Source organism: Amycolatopsis pithecellobii, assembly GCF_009707865.1.
GTDB lineage: Bacteria > Actinomycetota > Actinomycetes > Mycobacteriales > Pseudonocardiaceae > Amycolatopsis_E > Amycolatopsis_E pithecellobii.
On sequence record NZ_WMBA01000001.1, the window covers coordinates 263,011 to 287,156 of the forward strand.

The 24,146-nt window shown below is 67.6% G+C and carries 17 protein-coding genes and 2 pseudogenes; 13 read left to right on the forward strand and 6 right to left on the reverse strand.

The window, feature by feature from the left end:
• Positions 1–25 precede the first annotated feature (25 nt).
• The 4 genes from GKO32_RS01310 to GKO32_RS01325 all read left to right on the forward strand — a co-directional run bounded on the left by GKO32_RS01310 (position 26) and on the right by GKO32_RS01325 (position 10,401).
• On the forward strand, positions 26–952 hold the full coding sequence (locus GKO32_RS01310) for an amidohydrolase family protein (protein ID WP_166459322.1): 927 nt from the start codon (positions 26–28) through the stop codon (positions 950–952).
• Positions 953–1,118: 166 nt separating this feature from the next.
• On the forward strand, positions 1,119–8,162 hold the full coding sequence (locus tag GKO32_RS01315) for an SDR family NAD(P)-dependent oxidoreductase (RefSeq protein ID WP_312867388.1): 7,044 nt from the start codon (positions 1,119–1,121) through the stop codon (positions 8,160–8,162).
• Positions 8,159–9,106: an LLM class F420-dependent oxidoreductase gene (locus tag GKO32_RS01320; RefSeq protein WP_154754872.1), complete on the forward strand. Its 948-nt coding sequence runs from the start codon at positions 8,159–8,161 to the stop codon at positions 9,104–9,106. The genes GKO32_RS01315 and GKO32_RS01320 overlap by 4 nt, the downstream gene beginning before the upstream one ends.
• Complete coding sequence (locus tag GKO32_RS01325; protein ID WP_312867389.1) at positions 9,103–10,401, forward strand: FAD-dependent monooxygenase; 1,299 nt, start codon at positions 9,103–9,105, stop codon at positions 10,399–10,401. Before GKO32_RS01320 ends, GKO32_RS01325 begins: the two co-directional genes overlap by 4 nt.
• Before the next feature lie 191 nt (positions 10,402–10,592).
• On the opposite strand, the gene GKO32_RS01330 is transcribed toward GKO32_RS01325, so the two are convergent.
• Positions 10,593–11,534, reverse strand: coding sequence for an amidohydrolase family protein (locus GKO32_RS01330; RefSeq protein ID WP_154754873.1), 942 nt, complete (start codon positions 11,532–11,534; stop codon positions 10,593–10,595).
• Between the two features lie 52 nt (positions 11,535–11,586).
• Between GKO32_RS01330 and GKO32_RS01335 the strand changes: the two genes are divergently transcribed.
• A complete protein-coding gene (locus GKO32_RS01335; RefSeq protein WP_154754874.1) occupies positions 11,587–12,057 on the forward strand; it encodes a MarR family winged helix-turn-helix transcriptional regulator in 471 nt (156 codons plus the stop codon).
• A gap of 28 nt (positions 12,058–12,085) precedes the next feature.
• Here the strand turns inward: GKO32_RS01335 and GKO32_RS01340 are convergent, their stop codons facing one another.
• Together GKO32_RS01340 and GKO32_RS01345 are read right to left on the reverse strand one after the other, a co-directional pair.
• Positions 12,086–12,391: a TauD/TfdA dioxygenase family protein gene (locus GKO32_RS01340; protein WP_154754875.1), complete on the reverse strand. Its 306-nt coding sequence runs from the start codon at positions 12,389–12,391 to the stop codon at positions 12,086–12,088.
• Between the two features lie 160 nt (positions 12,392–12,551).
• Positions 12,552–14,327: a chloride channel protein gene (locus GKO32_RS01345; RefSeq protein ID WP_376765909.1), complete on the reverse strand. Its 1,776-nt coding sequence runs from the start codon at positions 14,325–14,327 to the stop codon at positions 12,552–12,554.
• A 59-nt stretch (positions 14,328–14,386) separates the two neighbouring features.
• Here GKO32_RS01345 and GKO32_RS01350 point away from each other — a divergent pair, with 59 nt between their 5' ends.
• From GKO32_RS01350 to GKO32_RS01365, 4 genes are all read left to right on the forward strand, one after another.
• A complete protein-coding gene (locus tag GKO32_RS01350; RefSeq protein WP_154754876.1) occupies positions 14,387–14,881 on the forward strand; it encodes a MarR family winged helix-turn-helix transcriptional regulator in 495 nt (164 codons plus the stop codon).
• A 99-nt stretch (positions 14,882–14,980) separates the two neighbouring features.
• Positions 14,981–16,027 carry an ABC transporter substrate-binding protein gene (locus GKO32_RS01355; RefSeq protein ID WP_166459323.1) on the forward strand — a complete coding sequence of 349 codons (1,047 nt, stop codon included), beginning with the start codon at positions 14,981–14,983 and terminating at the stop codon, positions 16,025–16,027.
• Positions 16,027–17,094 (forward strand): FecCD family ABC transporter permease, encoded by a 1,068-nt coding sequence (locus GKO32_RS01360; protein WP_208024229.1) that lies wholly within the window; start codon positions 16,027–16,029, stop codon positions 17,092–17,094. Before GKO32_RS01355 ends, GKO32_RS01360 begins: the two co-directional genes overlap by 1 nt.
• A complete protein-coding gene (locus tag GKO32_RS01365; RefSeq protein WP_154754878.1) occupies positions 17,091–17,885 on the forward strand; it encodes an ABC transporter ATP-binding protein in 795 nt (264 codons plus the stop codon). Before GKO32_RS01360 ends, GKO32_RS01365 begins: the two co-directional genes overlap by 4 nt.
• On the opposite strand, the gene GKO32_RS01370 is transcribed toward GKO32_RS01365, so the two are convergent.
• Complete coding sequence (locus GKO32_RS01370) at positions 17,848–18,729, reverse strand: helix-turn-helix domain-containing protein (protein WP_154754879.1); 882 nt, start codon at positions 18,727–18,729, stop codon at positions 17,848–17,850. The genes GKO32_RS01365 and GKO32_RS01370 overlap by 38 nt on opposite strands.
• Positions 18,730–18,868: 139 nt before the next feature.
• Here GKO32_RS01370 and GKO32_RS01375 point away from each other — a divergent pair, with 139 nt between their 5' ends.
• The gene (locus GKO32_RS01375; protein WP_208024230.1) at positions 18,869–19,897 is read left to right on the forward strand and encodes an NADP-dependent oxidoreductase; all 1,029 of its coding nucleotides are present in this window, start codon (positions 18,869–18,871) and stop codon (positions 19,895–19,897) included.
• 62 nt (positions 19,898–19,959) lie between these two features.
• Here GKO32_RS01375 and GKO32_RS01380 read toward each other — a convergent pair whose 3' ends face one another.
• Complete coding sequence (locus tag GKO32_RS01380; RefSeq protein ID WP_154754881.1) at positions 19,960–21,147, reverse strand: acetyl-CoA C-acyltransferase; 1,188 nt, start codon at positions 21,145–21,147, stop codon at positions 19,960–19,962.
• A gap of 161 nt (positions 21,148–21,308) precedes the next feature.
• Here GKO32_RS01380 and GKO32_RS01385 point away from each other — a divergent pair, with 161 nt between their 5' ends.
• From GKO32_RS01385 to GKO32_RS38645, 3 genes and pseudogenes are all read left to right on the forward strand, one after another.
• Positions 21,309–21,755: a MaoC/PaaZ C-terminal domain-containing protein gene (locus tag GKO32_RS01385; protein WP_154754882.1), complete on the forward strand. Its 447-nt coding sequence runs from the start codon at positions 21,309–21,311 to the stop codon at positions 21,753–21,755.
• Between the two features lie 35 nt (positions 21,756–21,790).
• On the forward strand, positions 21,791–22,552 hold the full coding sequence (locus GKO32_RS01390; RefSeq protein WP_246242978.1) for a TetR/AcrR family transcriptional regulator: 762 nt from the start codon (positions 21,791–21,793) through the stop codon (positions 22,550–22,552).
• Positions 22,553–22,833: 281 nt separating this feature from the next.
• Positions 22,834–23,874, forward strand: a pseudogene (locus tag GKO32_RS38645) (MFS transporter); the annotation flags it as partial.
• Between the two features lie 177 nt (positions 23,875–24,051).
• On the opposite strand, the pseudogene GKO32_RS37845 reads toward GKO32_RS38645, so the two are convergent.
• Positions 24,052–24,126: pseudogene (locus GKO32_RS37845) on the reverse strand (cold-shock protein); the annotation flags it as partial.
• Between the last annotated feature and the right edge of the window lie 20 nt (positions 24,127–24,146).

The following is a 24,146-nucleotide window of genomic DNA, read 5'->3' on the forward strand; positions in this document are numbered from 1 at the left end:
GCTGCACCCCGATGAAGAAAAAGCGATGAGACGAATTGACACGCACGCACACGTGATCCCGGCGGCCTACCGTGCCGAATTGCGCCGGTTGAACCTGGTTCCGGGTTTCCCCCTTCCGGATGCGACCGAGCAGGTCCTGGCAACAGCCATGGAGCGGCGCTCGATCGACGCCGCGGTCATCTCCCTGCCACCGCCCGGGGTGTGGTTCGGTGACGAGGGTGTGGCGCGAAAGCTCAGCCGCCTCGTGAACGAGGAGATCGCGTCGACGGTTCGCGCCGAGCCCGCGCGTTTCGCCGGCCTGGCCACGCTTCCGCTCCCGTCGGTCGATGCTGCGCTGGAGGAAATCGCGTACGCCTTCGACGTGCTCGGTCTCGACGGGGTGGCGTTGCATTCCAACGTCGGTGGCATCTACTTGGGCGACCCGGCGTTCGATCCGATCTTCGCTGAACTTGATCACCGGAGCGCCTACGCTTTCCTGCATCCGATGGAACCGGCCGTACCCTCGCCGAGGCCGGATGTGCCCGGCTGGGTTCAGGAGTTCCCCTTCGACACCACGCGGGCGCTCGTCAACTTGATCTACAGTGGCACGCTCGAACGCTCGCCGAACATCCGCCTGCAGGTCGCGCATCTGGGCGGCACCGCTCCCTTCCTCGCCGACCGGCTGGCGCAATGGGCGGAGCGAGAGCCGGAACGGGCAGGGCAGGCTCCGGCGGGGGCGGTCGCCTACCTGCGCCGCCTCTACTACGACACGGGCCTGTCCAACAATCCGATCGCGCTGGCCGCGGTCCGCGAGCTGGCCGGGATCGAGCACGTGGTCTTCGGCACCGACTGGCCTTATCTGAGCACACCCGCAGACGTCGACCCGATCGACGGGCTGGGCCTCGACGAGCACGAACTCGAACTGGTGCAACACAAGAACGCCGCGGCGCTTGTTCCACGCTTGGTCAGGTGACGTCGGTCGTCCACTGGCACGCAAGGGAAAAACGGGCATCGCCATTTGGGCGAAGAGACAGCCCCTGTTGACCCGGTTAGCAGCACGAACGCAATCTGTAAGGGTCCGAACCATAGAGGTCCAGACCACGATCTGCGCGATCGGTAACCGTCCAGGGAGCTCATCCGTGCCATCTTCCGGGCTTTCACGCGAAGTCACCAGTCCGACCGGTTCTCCGGACACCGCCGAGCCCGTCGCGATCATCGGCATCGGTTGCCGTTTTCCTGGCGGTGTGGCGGATTTGCCAGGATTCTGGGAAATGCTCGAATCCGGCACGGACGCGATTTCCGACATTCCGGCTGAACGGTGGCGCGCGACGGACTACTTCGACGCGGATCGTGCCACCCCGGGGCGGATGTTCGTCCGGCAGGGCGGTTTCCTCCACTCGCCGATCGACGCGTTCGACGCCGGGTTCTTCGGTATGTCGCCGCGTGAGGCGGCCGCGCTGGACCCGCAGCAGCGGCTGCTGCTCGAGGTCACCTGGGAGTCACTGGAGGACGCCGGTATCGCGCCGAGTTCGACCGCGGCGGCGAATATCGGGGTCTTTGTCGGCGGCTTCACGTTCGACGCGGCCACGTTGCAGCTCGCCGAGTCGAACCAGCACCTGGTCAGCTCGGCCACCCCGACCGGTGTGAGCATGACCATGCTGGCGGCCCGGTTGTCCTATGCGTTCGACTGGCGTGGCCCGGCATTCACCGTCGACACCGCCTGTTCCTCGTCGTTGGTGGCGCTGCACCAGGCCTGCACCGCGCTCGCACTCGGCGACTGTGAGCTCGCGGTGGCCGGCGGGGTGAACGTCATGGTCAACCCGGTCACCACCATCCTGATGTCCAAGGGGCAGTTCCTTTCCCCCGACGCACGGTGCAAGTCGTTCGACCACCGCGCCAACGGCTACGCGCGGGGCGAAGGCGCCGGAATCCTTGTCCTGAAGCCACTTTCGGCGGCGGTGCGCGACGGCGACCACATCCACGCCGTCGTGCGTGGCACCGCGGTGAACCAGGACGGCCGCACGCCCGGCATCACCGTGCCGAGGGTGGAATCCCAGCGGACACTGATCGAGCGGGCCTGCCAGGTCGGCGGTGTCGAGCCGGCTTCGGTCGGCTATTTCGAAGCACACGGAACCGGGACCGCGGCGGGAGATCCGGTCGAGGCGACCGCGATCGGCGAGGTGCTGGGGGCCTCGACCGGTACGCACTGGATGGGGTCGGTCAAGTCGAACTTCGGGCACACCGAGGCCGCGGCCGGGGTGGCCGGGGTGATCAAGGCGGCGATGGTCCTGCAGCGCGGTGTCATCCCGCCGAACCTGCACTTCGAAAAGCCCAACCCGAGGATCCCGTTCGACCGGCTGCCCATCCGGGTGCCCACCGAGGTGGTTCCGTTCCCGGAGCGGCACGAGCCTCGGCGAGCGGGGGTGAACTCCTTCGGTTTCGGTGGCACCAACGCGCACGCGATCCTCGAGCAGTGGCCGGAACATGAGTCCGCGGGCGAAGTGGACGACGGCCGGCCGTTGCTGCTGCCGCTGTCGGCGCGCAGCGGGGAAGCGCTTCAGTCGCTTGTGGACAGTTACGCGGCACTGCTGGAAAGCCCGGATGCTCCGGCGCTTCGGAAGGTCGCCCGCGCCGCCTCCCGGCAGCGGGACCACCATCCTATGAGGACGTTCGTCGTCGCCGCGGACAACAGGGAGGCCGCGGAGAAGCTGCGCACCAGTTCCCTCGCGCCCACCCGCACGACGCGTCCGGCGATCGCCTTCGTCTACACCGGAATGGGCCCTCAGTGGTGGGGGATGGGCCGTGAGCTCCTGGACGAGGAGCCGCGTTTCGCCGAAGTGATCGCTGCCTGCGACGAGGTGCTCGAACATTACGGCCTGTCGATCGCCGATGAGCTCCGGCGGGACGAGAGCGAGTCGCGACTGACGAGCACGTTGTACGCCCAGGTGGCCAACTTCGCGGTGCAAGCCGGACTCACCGCGCTTTGGCGCGACTGGGGAATCGAACCTGACGTGATCGTCGGCCACAGTGTCGGCGAGGTGGCTGCGGCTTATGCGGCCGGCGTGTATTCGCTCGAAGACGCGCTCACGGTGAGCTTCAACCGGGCGAACCTGCAGTCCCGCCTCGCCGGGCGCGGCGGGATGGCGGCGGTCAACCTGCCGGTGGAGGAGGTGACGCCGCACCTGGTCGACGGCGTGACCGTGGCGGCCGTCAACAGCACCTATGCGACCACCATCGCCGGTGACCACGACGCACTGGCCACGGCAACCGGCGCCCTGACCGCGGCGGGTGCGTCGGTGAAGCAGCTGCGGGTCGAAGTGGCCTATCACAGCCCCCAGATGGACGAGATCCACGAGCCGCTGCTGGCCGCGCTGCAGGGCATCCGTCCCGGCCACGCGCAGGTACCGCTGTTTTCGACGGTGACCGGTGACCAGGTCGAAGGACCCGAACTCGACGCGGGCTACTGGTGGCAGAACGTCCGCCGGCCGGTCCGGTTCGCCGACGCGTTCCGCAAGATGCTCACCCGTGGCGTCGGTGCGGTGCTGGAAGTGGGGCCGCATCCGGTGCTGGCGTCGGCGATCGACGAGGCGCTGGCGGACCGCACGGACACCGTCGCCCGGCTCGCTTCGCTGCGCCGCGACCGCCCGCAACGCGAGCAGCTCGTGGACACGCTCGGACGGCTGTACGAGGCCGGAGCCGACCCCACATGGGAAGGCGTCCACCCGGGTCCGCGCGAGCACCTCGACCTGCCGCGGTACCCGTGGCACCGCGAGCGCCACTGGATCGAGTCGGCCGCGTCCCGGCAACGGCGGCTGGGCGCCGGCGGCCTGAGCATGGCCGGGCGAGCCGTACCTTCCGTCACGCCGATCCGGGACGTGCAGCTGTCGGCGTCGGCGTTCCCCTACCTCGGTGACCACAAGGTCGGCGAGTCCGTGATCTTCCCCGGCTCCGGCTATCTGGAGGCCGCGCTGGCCGCTTTCGGAGACGAGGAGCCGTGCTTCCTCGAGGACGTCGCGTTCCACCGGCCGCTCGGGCTGCCCCCGGCGTCGGTCACGACCCTGCGCGTGGCGCACGACCCGGCACGGCAGCTGGTCACCCTGCACAGCCGGGCGCAGCCCGACGACGCGACCTGGACGTTGCACGCCGAACTCCGGCGTGCCCATGTCGCGAAACCCCGAGTCGCCCAGCCTCGCACGGAGACCCTGGCCGAGCTCACCGAAGGACTCCCGGAACTCGGCCACGACGACGTGTACGCGAAGTTGAGTGGAACCGGGCTGAACTACGGGCCGGCGTTCCGGGTCGTGCGGCGCCTGTGGTGGCGTACCGAAACCCGTGAAGTCTTCGGCGAGCTGGAGCTCGCCACCGTCGACCAGGAAGGCCACCGGCTGCACCCGGTTCTGCTCGACGGTGCGCTGCAGGCCGCCATCACGGGTGCGCACCTGCTCGGCGACGACATGCAGCCCGGCACGTATGTGCCCGCCCGTATCGATGCGCTCCGGTTCTTCCGGTCCCCTGGCACCCGGCTGTGGATTCACGGCCGCGGCAGGGCCATCAGCACGCCGGGGACCATCGAATGCGATCTGACCCTTATCACCGACGACGGCGAGGTCGTCGCGGAGGTGGAAGGCTTGCGCGCCAAGCGTTTGGCCGAAGCCGAGGAACCTGCATCGCAGCTCCGATATGAGCACGTGTGGGAGCAGGAACCGCTGGAGCGGACCGCCGGCGCCGAGGGCCGCTGGGTCGTGGTGGGCACTTCGGTGACGGCGGACGACATCGCCCGCGGACTGGCCGACATCGGCGGCGACGTCGTCCGCACGGACACCTCCGACGACCGCTGGCTCGACCACGTCCTCGCCGCTGGTGGTTCCGGCTGCCGCGGGGTGGTCTATGTCGATGGCGCGCGGGACGAAGGGGCACTCTCGTGCGGCCCGGTCGCGGCGCCACTGCGGCTCGTCCAAGAGCTTCCGGCCGAGACCGGGGCCCTCGTCCTCGTCACCACGGGCGCGCAGAGCGTCTCCGCCGACGACCCCACGACCGCACCGGCCGCCGCGTCCCTGTGGGGCTTCGGCCGGGTCGTCTCCGCCGAACGGCCGGAGCTGCGCTGCCGGCTCATCGATGTCAGCCCGGAATCGGTGCGGGACACCGGCCCCCTGCTCACCGAGCTTGTCCAAGATGGACTCGACGAGGTCGCCCTGCGCGCCGACGGCCGGTACGTCCGGCGGCTGGTGCGGGCCGACGAGGACTCCGACCTCGGCTACGTCCGCACGCGTACCGACCTCACGCCGGTGCGTCTGCGGCAACCCGGGGGAGCGGGGGCCGAACTCGGTTTCGTCGCGACCACCCGCCGGGCGCCGGGGCCGGGCGAGGTCGAAGTGGAGGTTTCCCACGTCGGCCTGAACTTCAAGGACGTGCTCAAGCAGACCGGGCTCATCTCGCCCCACGCGATCGAAGGGACCCACTCCGGGGAAACGCTCGGACTGGAGTGCTCGGGCACCGTTGCCGGTGTCGGGGAGGGTGTGACGGACCTGCGCGTCGGCGACGAGGTGTTCGCACACAGCCGGGACCTGTTCGTGTCCCACGTGACGCTGGACGCGATACGCGTGGCGAAGAAGCCGACGACATTGTCCGGCGCTCAGGCTGCGTCGCTGCTTCCCGTGGTCACCGCGCACCTGTCCCTGGTGCGTCTCGCAGGCGTCCGTCGCGGGGAGCGCGTGCTGGTCCACTCGGCTGCGGGTGGTGTCGGTTTGGCGGCGGCGCGGATCGCGAAGTGGCTCGGCGCCGAGGTGTTCGTCACCGCGGGAAGTGAGCAGCGGCGGGAAATCCTGCGTCGCGAGGGCTTCACCCGGGTCGCCGATTCGAGATCCTCGTCCTTCGCCGACGACGTGCTCGACTGGACCGAAGGCGCGGGCGTCGACGTCATCATCAACTCCCTGCCCGCCGACATGATTCACCACAGCCTCCGCACGTTGAGCACGTTCGGGCGCTTCGTCGAGCTGGGCAAACCCGGTGACGTCGCGGACCACGCGGTACGGCTCGCGTCGACGCGGCGGGCCCTTTCGTTCCACTCCTTCGACTACGACCAGATGATGGCGCTGCGGCCGCAGGACGTTCAGACGAGCATGCACGCCGTCGCGGAGCTCTACGCGCAGAATGTGATCGACCCCTTGCCGTGCAAGGAGTTCCCGGCCGACGAGATCGACGAAGCCTTCCGGCTCATGGCCCGTCCCGAGCACCACGGCAAGATCGTCGTGCGGATGGCGGGCGAACCGGTGCGGGTCCCGGCGGAGTCGATCCCCGGCTCACCGATCCGGCCGGATGTCACCTACGTCATCACCGGTGGTCTCGGTGGCCTCGGCCGTACGGTCGCGCGGTGGCTTGCGGACAACGGCGCCCGGCATCTGGCGCTCGTCGGCCGGCACGGCGTCACGTCGTCCGCCGCGGCGCAGGACGTGGCCGAGCTGACCGCTCAGGGCGTGACGGTTCGCGTCCTCAAGGCCGACGTCAGCGATCGTGAACAGGTGCGCTCGGTCCTGTCACGGGTGCGTGCCTTCCTGCCACCCATCGCCGGGGTCGTGCACGGCGCGGCCGACTTCGACGACGTGGTGCTGTCGGACACCGATGCGTCCCGGCTTATCGGGGCCACCCGGCCGAAGGCGGACGGGGCCTGGCATCTGCACGAGGAAACCCTGGGCGACGAACTCGATTTCTTCGTGCTGTTCTCGTCGGTCGCGGCGCAACTCGGGGCGCTCGGTGCCGGCGCCTACGTGACGGCGAACGAGTTCCTCAACGGCCTGGCTCGCTACCGGCGCGCACAGGGACTCCCCGCGATCGCCATCGGCTGGGGAATGATCGACGAGGTGGGCGTCGCGGTGAGCCGCGAAGGTTACGTCGGCAATGTCTTGCGGCGCAACGGTCATGAGGGCATGTCGCCCGCGCGGCTCGTCTCCGAACTCGGCACGTTGCTGCGCACCCGGCCGATCGAGGTATCGGTCGCCGATATCGACTGGCCGCGATGGGCCCGCGCCAACCGGCAACTGGCGTCCCTGCCGAAGTTCCGTGTCGTGGTGCCGGAAGGCGCGGGCGACGGTGATGGTGCTTTCGGTGGTGAGGAATCGGTCGTGAAGCGGCTGAAGGAGATGAGCCCGGCCGAGCGGACGGCGTTGTTGCCCGCACTCGTGACGCCACTGCTGCAACGCACGACCGGTCTGTCCGAACAGCAGCTCGGCGAGCAGCAGGCGGTGGATGTCGACTCGCTGACCGCGGTCGAGCTGCGGGTCCTGCTGCAGAAACAACTCGGCATCGCGGTCCCCGCGGCGAGGCTGCAGCGCAGCCTGTCCGTCGACGTGCTCGCCGGGTTGCTCGGAGAAGAGCTCGACCGGGCACAACCCGAGGAGGCGCCGCTGACCGAGCGCCTCACGGTCCACGAGATCACCTCCGACGACGGGACGGTGATCTACGGCCACCTCAGCCTGCCGGCCGGGCCCGGACCGCATCCGGCCGTGGTGGTGTGCGTCTCGGGACACGGCGGGGTGCTCGACTCCGCGGGCGAATACCGGCACATCAGCGAGCACGCACCGCTGAACGCGGCCGGATTCGCGGTCCTGTCCGTCGACCAGCGGGGCGCGCCGGGGCACGGTCCCGAGTTCCGCGCGCTGGCTCAGATCGGAGACAAGGATATCGACGACGTGATCGCGGCGACGCGGTACCTCACCGGGCTGTCCGATATAGACGAGACGCGGATCAACATCCTGGGTACCAGCCGAGGCGCGTATTCCGCGCTCCTGGCACTGGAACGCGGGCCCGCCCTGTGGCGGCACGCCGTGCTGTTGATGGGCGTCTACCATCCGGCCACGTTCGCGGTGGCCGATCAGGGCAGACCCGGCACGCTGTTGCCCCAGAACGATCCGGCCGTGATCGAGGAGTACTTCGCCGCACCGGAGCGCCAGCCGTTGGCAGCGCTCGGCGATGTCGACGCACCGTTGCTGATCGTGCACGGTGACGCCGATCCAGTGGTTCCCTTGGCCGAATCCGAAGAACTGGCCGCGAAAATGCGCGAAGAGGGGTTGCCTTCGGAGCTGATCACCGTGCCGGGGCTGGCACACGACATCGATCACGAGGACGCGGTCTGGACCGATCTGTGGGCCAGAATCACCGAGTTCTTCTCCGAGGAGGACACCCGATGAAGTTCAGCATCTTCCTGCCGACGGGGTTCGCCCAGGAGTTCGCCGGCTTCACCGATCCGATGGCGGCCTGCGTCCGGCTGATGGAGATCGCCAGGATGGCCGACGACGCGGGCTACCACGCGTTGCTCGCGCCGGATCACCTCACCACGGTGCGGCCGTCGAAGGCGATGGTGTTCGAGGCGTGGACGTTGATCACCGCGCTGGCCAGGGAGACCACCAACGTGCGGATCGGTCAGCTGGTCACCGCGAACGGTTACCGGAACCCGGCGCTGCAGGCAAAGATGGCGTCCACTGTGGACGTCCTTTCCGGAGGCAGGCTGGAGTTCGGCATCGGCGCGGGGTGGCTCGAGCCCGACCACGAGCAGTACGGCTACGACTTCGGCACCACCGGGGAGCGGCTGCGCAAGCTCGACGAGGCCGTGCAGGTCATCCTGGCTTTGTGGACACAGGAGAAGGCCACCTTCGAAGGCCGGTACTACCAGGTCAGGGACGCGGTGAACGAGCCGAAAGGTGTGCAGCGCCCGCATATTCCGCTGATGATCGCCGGCTCCGGTGAGAAGGTGACTCTGCGGCTGGTGGCGCGGTACGGCGACAGCTGCAACATCATGGATTGCCCCGAAGTGGCGAAGCACAAGTTCGCGGTTTTGCGGGACCACTGCCACGACGTCGGACGCGACTACGACACCATTAAGCGCACCGTGACGACACCCTGCATCATCCGCGATACCGACGCCGATGCGCGGGCACTGATACCGCTGGCTTCGAAGTTCGTTTTTCCCGGTGACGTAGGGTCTTACGGCCTGGTCGGCACGCTGGATACGGTCCGGAAGCGCATCGCCGCCTTCGAGGAAGCAGGGGTGCAGGAACTGATCGTCTATTTCGAGGATCCGACCAGCGTACGTCAGGTCGAGGAATTCGCCCGGCTTTTCATTGGTGCACCGTGAGTGAACCCCGGGTACTGGTCGTGGGAATGGGCGTCAGCGGGATCGCCACGGCGGCGCGCTTGCGAAAATCCGGGTGGCGGCCGGTAATTGTGGAAAGGGCACCGGCAAGGCGTTCCGGTGGTTATTTCATTGTCCTGTTCGGCGCCGGCCGGGCGGCGGCGGCCAGGCTGGGCATGCTGGACGCCGTGCACGATCGGGTCACGAAGACGCCGAAGCTCGACATCGAACGCGATGGTTCCAGCCGGCCGGGGATGTCTTTCTCTGATCTGCCCGGCAACCCGTGGACGATGCTGCGGGGCGATATCGAAGCGGCCGCATACTCTGTGCTGCCGGACGATGTGGAGATCCGGTACTCGACGGTGCCGACCGCGATCGAGCAGGATACTGATGGGGTCGACGTGACGTTGCTCGACACCGTGGCCGGGACGTCGTCAACCGAACGGTTCGATGTGGTCGTAGGTGCGGACGGGCTGCGCTCGACGGTCCGTACCCTGGTGTTCGGCCCGCACGAAAACTACCTGCGGCGGCTGGGCTACATGGTGACCGCGTTCCAGTTCCACGGCACGCCGGCCGGTCTCGAACCCGGTCAGGCGGTGACCTTGCTCGAACCGGGCCGTTCGATGTGGGTGTTCGCGTACCGGGACCACGATCCGACAGTGATGATGACCTACCGCACCGACGACGTTGACGCGGAGTTCCTCCGGCCCCCCGCGGAACGGCTCCGGTCGGTCTTCGGCCCACGGCCCCTGGGCAGCACCCTCGGCGACGTCATCGACGCGGCCGAGTCCGCCGAGGAAATCTTGTTTGATTCGGCCGAACAAGTACGAATGGACAAATGGCACCAGGGACGCGTAGTCCTCGTCGGCGACGCCGCCTGGTGCGTCACCCTTTATGCGGGCATGGGTGTGTCGTCGGGCCTCACCGGAGCGGAACTGCTGGGCACCATGCTCGACCGGCATCCGGGTGACGTCGGTGCGGCCCTCACCGCCTGGGAGGAGGCCCTGCGTCCCTATATCGACCACTACTTGGACGGCGCGCTGGCCGACCGCAAGGTCTTCGTCGTGAACAGCAAGCTGGAGATCCTGTTCCGGCGCATGGTGCCGTGGCTACGCCGCTTCCGGCTCGGCAAGCGGCTGGTCGACCGCCTCGTGCGGATCGACGAGATCGCCAAGTACAAGAACCCGGATATCGTGGGCGAGGTTACCGGCACCCACAAAACCGCCGCTGTGCAACAAAAGCCGGCCCAGGGACCCGCCGCCCACTCCCACCCCCGGACCAACACGAAGCCTTCTTAACGATCGGCGAAGTGGGGGCGGGGGTGGGTCCACTCTCGAGGGCGCCCTGCGCCCGGTCAAATCCGCGCCAAACGAGACCAGGGCATCGCGCGGAGCGCGACCCAAAAAGATTGCCTCGCCGGCGGGCTGGCTCCGGGATAACCGGCCCAGCGGAACCTCACCTTGAGTGGGTGGTCTGAGGCATCGCTGTCTTACCTGGTTTTCAGGCGTGGGAAGAGAATCTCGGCGTTACCCCGGTCGATTGCCTCGGGTTGGCCGGGCGCGAAGTCCTGATAGGACTCGAGGAAACCGTTGTAGTAGCTGCCGACGGGCTCCGGGGCGAACGGCCAGTCGCTGCCGTACAACACATGGCCGGGCTCGGCGAAGGCCAGCAGTGCCGGCAGGGCGCTCGGGCTGGCCGAAAGCGCCGTGTCGAAATAGAACCACTTGAGCTGCCGCAACACGTCGTCGGGAGTGCGGTTCTGGTCGTTTGTGGTCAACGTGAGCCCGGCGAAGCGGTAGGCGGCGTAGGGCAGGAACCCGCCGGCGTGGGCGAGGATGACCTTGAGATCGGGATAGCGGTCCATCACCCCGGCGGAGACCATGTTCAACGCGCTGCGGGTGGTGTCGAACACGAAGTCCACCCACGGCGCGGGAGTGCCGGGCAGCAACGGCATCGGCGGCTGCGCGGGGTGGATGAACACGACCGCGTGTCGGCGCTGCAGTTCGGTCCACAGTGGGTCCAGGGCAGCGTCGCCGAGATACTGGCCGTTCGCATTGGACACGAGCACGATTCCGTCCGCGTGCAACTCGTCGAGCGCGTACACCGCCTCGGCGGTGGCGCCGTCGACGTCGGGCAGCGGGACACTGGCGAACGAGCCGAAGCGGTCCGGCCGGTCTTTGACGCGTTCGGCGTTGAATTCGTTGACGGACCGGGCCAAAGCGCGCGCTTCGCGATCGTCACCGAGGTGCACACCAGGCGCCGTGACCGAGAGGACCCCGGTGGCGATGTGCTGCCGGTCCATCATCGCGATCGCGGACTCGGCGGACCAGTCCGGAATGGGCCAGCCACCCGAGTCGAGGTTGCGCTCGGCCAGGGCCTGCGCCCACTGCGGAGGAACGACGTGCTGATGAACATCGATGCGCGCGGACATTTACCCTCCTAAAGGTTAGGTTGCTAAGTACCTCAGTGCTAAGCTAGCAACCGTGAGTGGCGGCGGCAATGAACATCAGCGTGAGAAAGCCGACATCGACGAGCTGATCCGCAAGGTGGACCGGTTGTTCTCCGTGATGCGCAAGGCGCGGGCCACCAGCGCCGCGGCGGCGGGCAACAGCCTTTCCCCATCTCAGGTGGCGCTCATCGAACCCCTGCTCGCGGAGCCCGAACTACCGGTCGGGCGGCTGGCCGAGGCCGCGGGTGTGGCGGTTCCCTCGGCGACGCGGATGCTCCAGCAGTTGGAGGGCAAGGGAATGCTGGCACGCAGGCGTTCGCCGGACGACGACCGTCAGGTGCTGATCAGGCTGACCACATACGGTCGCACCGAGATCGCAGCCGTGCGGGCCGCGCTGCGGAGCCGCCAGGTGCGCCGGTTGCGCACACTGTCCGCCGGGCAATGCCGTGACCTCATCCGGTCTCTGGATCTGCTGATCCCGCTTATCACAGAGGAGTCTCCATGACCCGGTCTCGTGATTTCGTCGATCCGGTTCATGAGGTGTGATGATCTTGGTCGTGGTTGCAGGTGTTCACCGCGAGCTCCGGTGGCGCATCGTCGTGCGGGTGCGAGTAGGTCAGTTTCCCGAACTGCCTGCCGAAAGCGATCTGCAAGGCATGGTCGAGATTCTGGTCGCGGAAGAAGATAACCTGGTAGGTGTGCAGCGCACTTTTCAGTTCGGCGAGCGTGGATTCGCTGAGCGGCCGGGAGATATCGACCCCGGAAATGTCGGCGCCGATATGCCCGGCCACGGGCCGGACGGTGACCTGCTCGGTCAACGGTTCCTCGGTGACGGTCATTCGAATAGCCCTTTCCTCTGTTCGAAGAAGACGGGCCCGATCGTCACATTGCGATCCCGTGAACAAAGTCGGGTCCACATGGTGGGCTTTCGCGTGCTGGGCCTCGATGGACTACCCGGTGGGGAAGATCGGCCTGTCCCGTTCGTCCATTGTGGACCCGTCAATGGGCCTCGGCCGGCGGATGGAGCGCGGCCAGGATCGCTTGGTGCGTGATCCAGCCGGTGAGGTTGCCCGCCTCCTTGTCCAGTACGGGCAGACCGGTGCCGGGGGCTTGGGTGAGGGCGTCGAGCGCGTCGGTGAGGCGCGATTCCTCGGTGACCAGGGGTGGCAGCTCGGCGAGGCTGCGCACGGTTTCCTCCCGTTCGCCGGTGAGGGCCTCGGCGACCGCCCGCGCGGTGACACAGCCGTGGTACTGCCCGTCCGCGCCGACCACCGGCAAGATGCCGTGCCCGGAGAGGGCGAGCGCCCGAGCGGCGGGACGCAGGGCAGTGTCCTCGGTCAGCGCGCCGGGCAACGGTTCCAGGACCTGGGCGACCTTCGTGCCGGCCAGTTGCCGGGTTTCGGGGCGGCTCTCGATGTGCACGCCACGACGCCGCAGTTTGAGGGTGTAGATGGTGTCCTCGCCGAGCAGTGCCTTGCTGATCAGGGTCGCGACGACGATCGCGGTCATCAGGGGCAGGATGATCGTGTACTGGCCGGTGAGTTCGAACAGGATGATCACCGCGGTGATCGGTGCGCGGGCCGCGCCGGCGAAGGCCGCGCCCATGCCGATCAGCCCGTACACGCCGGGGGAGGCGGTCATGCCCGGCAGCCAGGCGTGCACGGCGATACCGAACGCCGTGCCACCCATCGCGCCGATGAACAGCGACGGAGCGAACACCCCGCCGGAGCCGCCGATGCCGATGGTGAGGCTGGTCGCGAACATCTTGCCGAAAAGCAACAACAGCAGGAACCCGAAAAGGTACTTGCCCTCCACCGCGTTCTGCAGCACCGGATAACCCACGCCGTACATCTGCGGCAGCACCAGGAGCAGTCCACCCAGGAGGACGCCGCCGACCGCGGGCCGCAGCCATTCCGGCCCGCGCCACAGCCAGTCACAGGCATCCTCGATCCGGTAAAGGACCTTGGTGAACAACACCCCGCAGGCGCCGACGACGACCCCGAGCACGATGAAAAGCGGATACTCGATCGGGTTCCGCACCGTGAACGGGGGCAGGGTGAGAAAGGCGAGGTCACCGAAGACCGCCCGGCCCACCACGCTCGCGGTGACGCTCGAGAGCACCACGGCGCCGAAGGATTCGACGGCGAAGTTCCGCAGGATGAGCTCCATCGCGAAGAACGGCCCCGCCATCGGGGCGTTGAAGGTTGCCGCTATCCCACCCGCCGCACCGCAGGCGACGAGGACCCGGAGCCGGCCTTCGGGGAGCCGGAACCAGCGGCCGAACGTCGAGCCCAGCGCGGAACCGATCTGCACGATGGGCCCCTCGCGGCCGACCGATCCGCCTGATCCGATCGTCAGCGCGGAGGCGAGTGCCTTCACGACGGTGACATGTGCGGGGATCCGCCCACCGCGCTCGGCGACGGCATACATCACTTCCGGGACCCCGTGCCCGCGGGCCTCCGGGGCGAACCTGTGGACCAAAGGCCCGTAGATCAGCCCGGCCAGGACCGGCGTGATCAGCAGGAACCAGGGACCGAGCGCCGGGAACCACGGGTGGGCCTGCCCGCCGGACGCGGAATAGTCCGCATGGCCCGAAAACAGGTGGGTGAACGTCGTGATGAGCCAGCGGAACGCCACGGCGCCAAGCCCCGCGCCGGCCCCGATTGCCACGGCGAGCACGGCAAGTCCTGTCGGGCTCTCCCGTAACCACACGCCGGCCGGCTGACGGTTCGGTACCGGCACCGGTGCGCGTTTCGTGCTCATCCACAGCGACATGTTTGCAGTATGCAACACTTGGCCGGGGCAACGTACCCAAGGTGAGGTAAAACGGTGACATGCCCACCCGTCGTACCGCAGCAGTACCGGCATCCGACGATGTCGACGCCGTCACCGATGCGGTGCTCACCGCGTCAAGGCTTCTCGTCGCGGTGTCCGCCCGGTCGATCGCCGCTGTCGACGAATCCATCACGATTCCGCAGTTCCGGCTGCTCGTCGTGCTCGGCAGCCACGGTCCGCTCAAGCTCACCGCACTGGCGGAGTTCCTCGCGGTGAACCCGTCGACGGCCACCCGGATGGTCGACCGCCTCGTCGCCGCCGGACTCGTCAACCGTGAGGCCAACCCCGCGTCGCGCCGGGAACTGGTCGTCTCGCTCACCGGAACCGGGGCGGCGGTGGTCCGGGACGTCACCCAGCGGCGCCGGAAGGAGATTTCCCGGATCGTCGGCCGCATGGCGCCGAGTACCCGGCGCGGCCTGGTCAGGGCGCTCAACGCCTTCACCGATGCCGGCGACGAACCGCGAATCGCCGACCACGGTGATCTCTGGCTGTGACGCCGGGAACTTCCCGGGCCTGCCCGACGACTGGTCGAGGTGAGAGGCAAAAGCCCGTCGCCTGCTGTCCCAGGGCGAGCCAAGCGGAGGAGTTCGTTGGTGAATAGCCGCGTCGCAGCCGCGCTTATCGTGGCGTTCGTGCTCGCCGGATGCGGGGGGCCGAGTGGTGTCAGCGCGTCGAGTGTCGGCGTGGACTCGGGCTACGGCACCCGTACGGTGACCGATTGCACGGGCACGAAATCGACGTTCACCGCCGCCCCGAAGCGCGTCGCGGCGGTGACGACGAGTGTGCTGGAGTTCCTGCTGGCGTTGGGGTTGAAGGACAAGATCGTCGGTGTGCAGGCGGTCGCCCCTGGCGCGTTTCCCGCCGATCTGCAGCAGATCGCGGACCGGATGCCCAAGCTGGGCGGTGAGTACGTTCCCGGCAATTTCGTGCCGGTGCAGCGCGAACAGTTGCTTTCGGCGAACCCGGATTTCGTGGTCGGTGGCTGGCCCTCGAATTTCGACGCGACGAAGGGAGCGTTGACGCAGGCCGAACTCGCGCAGCGCGGCCTCAAGTCGTACTTCGCGCTCTCGGCGTCCTGCGCGAGGACGACCCCGGTCACCGATCTTTCGGCCGTATATCAGGACATCGAAAACTACGGCACGATTTTCGACGTCAAGGGCGCCGCCGACGCCATGGTGTCGAAGATGAAGAACACGGTCGGGCGGGTGCAGGACAAGGTCAAGCACGCGGTCAGGCCGAAGGTGTTCTCCTACAGCTGGGAGGACGGCGGTGCCGGAAACGCCTATGCCGTGGGCAACCAGAACCTGTCCAACGCGATCATTTCCCAGGCCGGCGGGAAGAACATTTTCGACGACGTCAACGCGGTCTACGGGGATGTCGGCTGGGAGCAGGTGGTCGCGCGCAACCCGGACGTGATCGTGCTGGAAGTGTTCGGTAAGCGCACGCAGGCCGAGTTCGACCAGGTGATCACCACGGCGGAGAACTTCTTCACCGGCAACCCGGCACTGCGGAATGTGACCGCCGTGCGGAACCGGAAGTTCATACCGGTTCTCGCCGAGACGTACTACCTCGGCGGCACGCGGAACGCCGACGCGGTCGAGTCCCTCGCCAAGGCCCTGCACCCGGACGCGTTCGAATAGTGGCCGGCACGGCGATACGGACGGGCCGGGGGAGCGGGCTGCGCACGGGGCTCGTGCTCGGCGGTCTCGCCATCACGGGGCTCGCGCTCTGCGTTGTCGCGGTGGGGATCGGCAGCGCGTTCATCCCGCCGGCGACAGTTGCCGAGATCCTGACGTACCGGGTCACCGGTCTCGGGGATCCGGCGCACTGGACCCTGACGCAGGACGACATCGTGTGGAACCTGCGTCTTCCCCGGGTGCTGCTCGCGATCTTGGTGGGCGCGGCACTGTCGGTGGTCGGCGTCGTCGCGCAGGCGGTGATGCGCAATTCGCTCGCGGACCCTTATGTGCTCGGCATTTCGTCGGGGGCCGCGCTGGGTGCGGTGGCGTGGCTCGTGCTCGGCGCCGCGGCCTTCGGGGGCGCAACGGTGGGGTTCGCGGCGTTCACCGGTGCGATGGTGGCACTGCTTGCGGTGGCTGGATTTGTGCGGTTCACCGGATCGTTCTCGTCCAGCCGCCTGGTATTGGCCGGGATCGTGATCGGTGCCGGGTTCACCGGGCTCACGAACTTCCTGATCTTTCAGGCCCGGGACAACGCCACGACCAATTCCGCGTTGTTCTGGCTGCTGGGCAGCCTTTCCGGGGCGCGATGGGACCAGCTTCCGCTGCCCGCCGTCGTGCTCGTCGCGGGTGTGCTCGGCGTGATGTTGTTGTCCCATCAGCTGAACGCGTTGTTGTTCGGCGATGCCACCGCGGCGGCGCTGGGTGTCGATCCGAATCGCGTCCGGCTGCTGATGTATGTCATCGCGGCGGCCCTGACCGGTGTCGCCGTGGCACTGTCCGGCGTCGTCGCGTTCGTCGGCTTGATCGTGCCGCATGCCGCGCGCCTGCTCGTCGGCAGCGACCACCGCCGGCTGACCCCGGTCGCGGCCGTGCTCGGGGCGGTGTTCATGGTCGCGGTCGACCTGATCGGACGGACGCTCATGCCGCCGGAGGAGCTTCCGGTCGGGGTGGTCACCGCCGTGCTGGGGGCGCCGGCGTTCCTGCTGCTGATGGCGCGTCGCACTGTCCACTTCGGAGACTCATGAACCCCGATGCGTTGCGGATAAGGGGGCTCACGGTCGAGCGTCGCGGCCGGCGAATCCTGACCGATATCGGGTTCACCGTGCCACGCGGTGTGGTGGTCGGCGTCATCGGTCCCAACGGTGCCGGAAAATCCACGTTGCTGAGCTGCCTCTACCGCCATACCCCGTACCGGCAGGGTGAGATCATCATCGAGGACCGGGAACTGCGGTCCTTGCCCCGCAAGGAAATCGCGCGCCTGATCGCGGCCGTTCCCCAGGACACCCCGATCGCCTTCGATCTCACCGTCTCCGACATCGTCGCCGCCGGCCGCATCCCGCATTCCGGCGCACTCGTGCACAGCGGAAAGCGTGACCGCGAGATCATCGAGCATTGTCTGCGCCGGGTGAACCTGGAGCAGTTGCGGCATCGCAGCGTGGCCACCCTGTCCGGCGGGGAGCGGCAACGCGCCCTGCTGGGCAGGGCATTGGCCCAGCAGGCCCCGATCCTGGTCCTCGACGAGCCGACGAACCACCTGGACCTCGCGAACCAGGAACAGTTGCTCGAACTCGTCCACGAGCACACGGGGACCGGCGTCATCGCCCTCCACGACCTGAACCTGGCAGCCGAATACTGCGACCGGATCGTCGTCATGAACTACGGATCGGTCGTCGCCACCGGCACACCCGGGGAAGTCCTCACCCCCACCCTGCTGCACGAGGTTTTCCGGGTACGCGCTCGGGTGGTCCCGCACCCGGAAAGCGGGCGCCCGCACATCATCACCCGTGCCCGCCGGAGTGTCCATATCGGACAGTGAGGTTCTCGTCCAGGTCGCCGGCTCCCGGCGCGAGCGACGAACCCAGAAGCGCCAGCTTTTCCGCGTCCGCGGAGCCGGCGTCGGCGTGGTAGATGACGAGAGTGATGCCGTCCGTTCCACTGATCGTGAGCCGCTCGCGGTGCAGCCGGATTTCTCCCACCTGCGGGTGCGCGAACGGAACCGACGTGGGGCGCTGGGTTCTCACGTCGTGGCGGTTCCACAGCGCGCGGAAACGCGGGCTCGCAAGGGAAAGTTCGCCGATGAGCTCGATGAAGCGATGGTCGTCGGTGTCGGTACCCACGGATTGGCGAAGGCTGGCGGCGTAGCACGCCGTGGTTCCGTCCCAGTCCAGATGCAGGGATTGCTCTGCGGGGTTGAGGAACAAGTCGAGCAGCTGGTTGCTTCCGACGGACAGGCGTGGCGACAGTGCGGTCGCCAGGGGATTGGCGGCCAGGATGTCGAAGTAGCGTCCCTCGACGAACGCGGGATGCGCCAGCGTCGACACGAGATTGACGGTATGGGCAGGCACAGTTTCCGTCCGCGGCCGGCGCCGGGTTCGCCGGGGTTTGTCCGCCCCGAGCCCCAGCAAGTAGGTCGTCTGCTCGTCGTCGAGGTGCAGGACGCGTGCGATGGACTCGAGCACCTGAACGGACGGGTTGCGGTCGCGTCCCCGCTCGAGGCGCAGGTAATAGTCGACGCTGATACCGGCAAGCATGGCCACCTCTTCGCGCCTCAAGCCGGGCACGCGCCGCCCGCCGAGATCGGTGAGGCCCGCCTGCTCGGGCGTGACGAGTTCACGGCGGGCGCGGAGGTATTCGCCGAGGTGGTTCGGCTTGCCGGTCATACCAGCACCGTAACTCGCGGGCAATTCGGCTGGGAGGACCTGTCACTACCTGGGTCCGCAAGAGTACTGGTCCGGTCCGGACGCTCCGGGTTTTCTCGAAGAGACATCAGTCGTCCTTTTCCACGAAAGGAAACCAAGCGTGAGCGCGAAAGTGAATCGGCAGATCATCCTGGCGGCACGGCCGCACGGAAATCCGAAGGAAAGCGATTTCGAAATCGTGGAGCGCCCCGTGCCCGTCCCCGGCGACGGGCAGGTGCTCGTCCGGAACATCCTGGTGTCGCTGGACCCCTTCAACCGCATTCTCATGGGAAACGCGAACAGCGACCAGCCCCCCATCGAACTCGGCGACACGATGTTCGGTTTCACGGTCGCCGTCGTCGAACAGAGCAACAATCCCGATTTCGCTGCCGGCGACCACGTTGCCGGCATTTTCGGCACCACTGGCTGGCAGGACTATGCGCTTTCCGATGGATCGGATCTTCGGGTGGTCGATCCGGACGCGGCGCCCTTGTCGGCGAACCTCGGTGTGCTCGGCGTGACCGGCCTCACGGCCTGGATCGGCCTGACCAAGATCATCGAGCCGAAGCCGGACGGAACGCTCCTCGTCACCGCCGCCGCCGGTGCCGTCGGCTCGGCCGCGGCTCAGATCGGGAAACTCCGGGGATACCGGGTCGTGGGGATCGCCGGCGGCCCCGAGAAGACCCGGCACCTGCTCGATGATCTCGGTCTGGACGCCGCCGTCGACTACAAGGCGCCCGACTTCGCCGGGCAACTCGCCCGCGCCGTGCCCGAAGGAATCGACACCATTTATGAGAACGTGGGTGCCGCGCTGCTTCCCGCGCTGGTGCCGCACCTGAACCGGAAAGCGCAGATCGCCGTGGGCGGCGTCATGTCGCAGATCACGCAAACCGGTGCCTTCGAGGGGCCGGACCACCTGCCGGACCTGCTGCGGGCGGCCCTTTACAAGACGCTCACCATTCGCGGCTTCGACGTGACCGAGTTCTACGATTCCTATCCTGAATTCCTCGCGGATCTCGCCCCGGCCGTGGCGGAACAGAAGTTGCATTACAGCGCGCACATCATCGAGGGGCTCGAGACGATCCCCATCGCGTTTCCCGATATGTTCACTGGTCGCGTCGCGGGCAAGATGATCGCGAAGATCGGCTGAGGCAGGCGGCTCGCGGGGCTCGCCGGGCATACACTGTCCATAGTAGACGGTTCGCCACAAACTCAGAGCTCGAACAGCCCCGCGGCGCCCATGCCCCCGCCGACGCACATGGTCACGACCGCATAGCGGGCGCCGCGCCGGCGGCCCTCCAGCAAGGCATGTCCGACCATGCGGGCCCCGCTCATGCCATACGGGTGGCCGATCGCGATGGCGCCGCCGTTGACGTTGAACTTCTCGGGGTCGATTCCCAGGCGGTCCCGGCAGTAGAGGGCCTGGGATGCGAAGGCCTCGTTGAGCTCCCACAGGTCGATGTCGCCGACCGACAGCCCGTGCCGTGCCAACAGCCGGGGGACGGCGAAGACGGGGCCGACACCCATCTCGTCCGGCTCACAGCCCGCGACGGCGATTCCCCGGTAGACACCCAGCGGTTCGAGGTCACGGCGGGCCGCTTCGCGGGCGTTCATCAGGACGAGCGCGGCGGCCCCATCGGAGAGCTGGGACGCGTTCCCGGCGCTGATGGTCGCCTTGTGCCGGGGCCGATCGGGCAGGACGGCACGCAGACTCGCGAGGCCCTCGAGCGTGGTCGACGGCCGGTTGCCCTCGTCGAGTTCCAGGGTGAAGTCGGCGCGCTGCTCAGGGTCGTCCCCCGGGACGAGTTTGCTGCCGCTGAACGCGACGATTTCCTCTTTGAACAGGCCGCGTTCCTGCGCGTCGGCGGTGCGCTGCTGCGACTGCAGGGCGTAGGCGTCCTGCGCCTCCCGGGTCACGCCGTAGCGCTGGGCGACGGTCTCCGCCGTGTCGAGCATCGTGACGTAGACGTCGTGGCCGTTCTTGACGAGCCGCGGGTCCTGCGCGCGATAGCTGTTGCGATGTTCGTTCTGCACAAGGGAAATCGATTCGACCCCACCGCCCACGGCGATCCGCATCCCGTCGGCGATGATCTGCTTTGCCGCGGTGGCCACGGCCATCAGCCCGGAGGCACACTGCCGGTCGACGGTCATGCCCGCGACACCGACCGGCAGCCCGGCGCGGAGCACAGCCTGCCGGGCGACGTTGTAGCCGCTGGTGCCCTCCTGCATACCGCAACCGAAAATGACGTCTTCGACTTCGCCGCCCTCGATCCCGGCCCGCTCCAGTGCCGCGCTCAACGCGTGTGCGGCCAGGTGCTGGGCCTGGGTGTCGTTGAAAGCACCTCGGTAGGCCTTGCCGATCGGGGTGCGGGCGGTCGAGACGATCACGGCTTCGCGCATGGAATGTCCTCTTCGGATGTGGTTATCCGCCCACGCTAATACGGCGCACCAACATCGTCAATCATTTGACTATACTGACGACAAAGAGCCTGGGCGCCCATGGTTGACGCCGTTGGTGTCTAATCATCTACGCAACCGTAGTTCGAGGTGAGGTGGCCAGAATGGGCGAGGACAACAGGCTCAGGGCGGAGGACCTCCCGGTCGGCGAGCTCATCGAGCTGGGCAGTCAGACGGTGACCCGTGCGGAGATCATCGAGTTCGCCACGCAATGGGATCCCCAGCCGTTTCACATCGACGCCGACTTCGCTCGCGGGACGATGTTCGGTGACGTGATCGGCAGCGGCCTGCACACCCTGGCGATTTTCCAGCGGCTCGCCGCGCTCAACCTGTACCGGCAGTGGGCTGTCGTCGCCGGCCGCGCGGTCCGGAACGTGCAGTTGACGGCCCCGTTGCGTCCCGATACGACGGTCCGGGCGACCGTGCGGGTGGACTCGGTGACGCCGCATTCGCCCGGTCGTTCCCTGGTGTGCAAGACCGGCCGGGTGTGGCACGAGGACACCGTCCTGATGACCGTCGAGTTCGAGTCGTACGTACTCAGCCGCTCGTAGCTCGGCGCGACCCGCATTCGCTTTATGCTGGGCGCATGGCCAGTCAACCTGAGGTCGCCAGGAAATCGCGGAAGAAGCCGGCCCCCGCGCAGCCGGACAACTCGTCGACGGGCTCGCGACGTAAGCAGCTCATGGAAAACGAGGTCCTCGAACACGCGACTCGCCTGTTCGCGGAACGCGGCTTCAACGGCACGAGCCTGCAGGACATCGCCGAGGCGATGGGCCTCAAGCGTCCGGCGCTCTACTACTACTTCAAGAGCAAGGACGAGCTGCTCGACCGGCTCATCGTGGAGGCGACCAGCGGCCCCGCCCACGATCTGAACAAGATCGCCGCACTGTCCGATATGGACGTAGCCGCGCGCCTGCATGCCATGGCCCGGCACATCGTGATCTGGGTGACGAGCAACCGGGATCGTTTCCTGCTCCTGGTGAAATCGGAGTCGGATTTGTCCCCGGCGAGCGCCAAGAAGTTCAACGAAGGCCGGCGCGCGGCGCTGGATGCGGTGCGGTCGATCATCGAGGAGGGCATCGAGGCCGGGCAGTTCCGGCCCGTCGATGCGAAGATCGCGGCGTTCGGTGTCTGGGGTATCTGCAACTGGGCCGCCTGGTGGTATCACCCCAAAGGCGAGACCCCGCTGGACACTGTCGCGGACCAACTGGCGGAGATGGCGGTGGCCGGCCTGCAACGGGCCGACCGTCGCGAAAGCGCCGTGGTGAGCCCACGCAACCTGGTCGCCGCCCTCCGCGACCAGCTTGACCAGCTCGACAAGGCGCTCAGCCGCGACGACACCTTTTGACCGGTACGCCGTTGCCAGTGCGCGCAGGATGCTGAACGCGGCGGGCTGCGGCCGGGGCGGTGTTGCTGCGGGCTCATCCGCGAGCGGTGTGAGTACCCACCGTGTCCGCGCCTGCACCAACAATCAACACCTTAGTCATCTACTGGACTCGGTCGTAAAATTCGTTTACGGTGGTGCCCGTCACGATTTGCCGGGCGTCAACCGAGGAGTGCGAGATGAGCGATCTGGCCGCGCCGAGGTCGTCGAGGCCGCCTCAGGTGGCTGTGGTGAAGAGTCGGGGGATGGAGCGGCGGGCGGGGTTTGCCGCGTCGTTGGGCACGGTGCTGGAGTATTTCGATTTCGCGATCTTCGGGTTGCTGGCGGCGACGGTGTTCCCGACGGTGTTTTTCAGGGAGTTGCATGGTGCGACGGCGTTGATGGCGTCGTTCGCGACGTATGGGGTGGCGTTCGCGGCGCGGCCGTTGGGGAGTGTCATTTTCGGCACGATCGGGGACCGGCACGGCCGTCGTGGGGTGTTGATCGTGACTCTGTGTCTGATGGGTCTGGCGACGGTGGTGATGGGCCTGTTGCCGGGGTACGCCACGATCGGGGTGGCTGCTCCGGCGATTCTGGTGGTGTTGCGGTTTGTGCAGGGGGTGGCTTCTGGTGGGGAGATCACCGGGGCGCAGTTGCTGGCGCTGGAACACGCCCCGCAGCAACGCCGTGGGCGGGCGGGGTCGTTCGTGGCGATCGCGTCGCCGTTGGCGCAGGCGCTGGCGACGTTGATCCTGGCCGGGTTGACCGCGGGGTTGAGTAAGGAAGCGTTTGTCACCTGGGGGTGGCGTATCCCGCTGGTGGCCAGCATCGTGCTGGTCGTGTTCGGGGCCTGGGTCCGCCGTGGGGTGCAGGAAACTCCCGAATTCGTCGCCGCCCGCACCGCAACGGAGACCCGCCCGAATGCGTTTCGGGTGTTGCGCCGCTATCCGGGCACCATTGTGATCCTGTTGCTGGGCTACGCGGGCCCGGCCGCGATCTATCCGATGGTCACCACCTTCGGGGTGTCCTACATGACCTCCGCGGGGGGTCTGAAATCCAGCACCACGTTCCTCATCTTCCTCGCCGCCCAGCTTGTCGCGATCGGCGCCGCCATTCTCGGGGGCCGTCTGGCTGACCGGATCGGGCCCCGTAACGCGATGCTGGCCGCTCTGATCGTGCTGGCGGTCGCGTTCGTTCCGCTGTTCCCGGTCATCCATACCGGCAACATCGCGCTGATCGCCCTGTGCACCACCGGCGTGGTCGGATCCGTGATCATCGCCCTGTCCGCGCAGGCCGCGTTCTACGCCGACGCGTTCCCGGTCCGGATGCGCTACTCCGGTTCCTCCATCGCCTACACCGGCACCAACTCCCTGTTCGGGGGCAGTGCCGCCGTGGTCGCCACCGCCCTGCTCACCGCCACCGGCGGCAACATCCACGCCGTCACCCTCTACGGCGGCATCGTCCTGGCCATCTCCATCCTCGCCGTCCTCGCCACCGTCCTGCGTGACGAAACCGAATCCCTTCTCCGCGTCGTACCACTTGACCTTGCCGGTCGGCACTTCCCTCACCCATTCCTTCA